The organism is Micromonospora sp. ATCC 39149 (genome assembly GCF_000158815.1).
Lineage (GTDB): Bacteria > Actinomycetota > Actinomycetes > Mycobacteriales > Micromonosporaceae > Micromonospora.
Window position 1 is genome coordinate 739,705 of the sequence record NZ_GG657738.1, and the last position, 1,015, is coordinate 740,719.

Below are 1,015 nucleotides of genomic sequence, written 5' to 3' on the forward strand. Positions count from 1 at the left end.
TGCGTCGCGCCGACGACGTCCCCCTGGTCCTGCGGGCAAGGTCCGCGCGCCCGCGCGGCGCGTCGTCGAGGCCGGCGGGGCGGGCGCCGAGACGCTGCGCCAGCGGCTGGCCACGCTGACCGCGGCCGAGCGCGAGCTGACCGTCCGCATGCTGGTCCGCACCGAGGTCGCCGGGGTGTTGGGGCACGAGTCGGCGGAGGCGATCGCGGCGGAGCGGGCGTTTCAGGAGATGGGGTTCGACTCGTTGACGGCGGTGGAGTTGCGTAACCGGCTCAACGCGGTGACGGGGTTGCGGCTGCCGGCCACGTTGGTCTTCGACCACCCCACCCCGGCCGCCGTCGCCCGGCTGGTGCTCACCGAGGTCGGCGACGGACCCGCGGTGGCGCCCGCCCCGGCCCGACTGGTCAGGACGGTCGACCCCACGGACGACGACGACCCGGTGGTGATCGTGGGCATGGCGTGCCGGTTCCCCGGGGGCGTCAACTCGCCGGAGGACCTGTGGCAGCTCGTTTTCACCGGCACGGACGCGATCGGAGAGTTCCCCACGGATCGCGGGTGGGACCTGGAGAACCTGTACGACCCGGACCCCACCAGCGTCGGACGCACGTACGCGCGCGAGGGTGGTTTCCTTGCTGGTCCGGGTGAGTTCGACGCCGCGTTCTTCGGGATCTCTCCCCGAGAAGCGTTGGGCCTGGACCCACAACAACGCCTGCTCCTGGAAACCTCCTGGGAAGCATTCGAACGCGCCGGCATCACCCCACCCACACTGCGCGGCTCACGAACCGGCGTCTTCGTCGGCGCCGGCGGCCAGGACTACGCCAACCTCCTCACCCAATCCCCCGACACCTTCGAGGGATACCTCCTCACCAGCGGCTCCGCCAGCGTCATCTCCGGCCGACTCTCCTACACCTACGGCCTCGAAGGCCCCGCCGTCACCGTCGACACCGCCTGCTCCGCCTCACTAGTAGCCCTCCACCTCGCCAGCCAAGCACTACGCACCAACGAATGCGACCTC

The 1,015-nt window shown here is 71.1% G+C and carries 1 protein-coding gene; it reads left to right on the plus strand.

The window, feature by feature from the left end:
- On the plus strand, positions 1–1,015 hold a 1,015-nt coding region (locus MCAG_RS02990), incomplete at both ends, for a type I polyketide synthase (protein ID WP_198141480.1).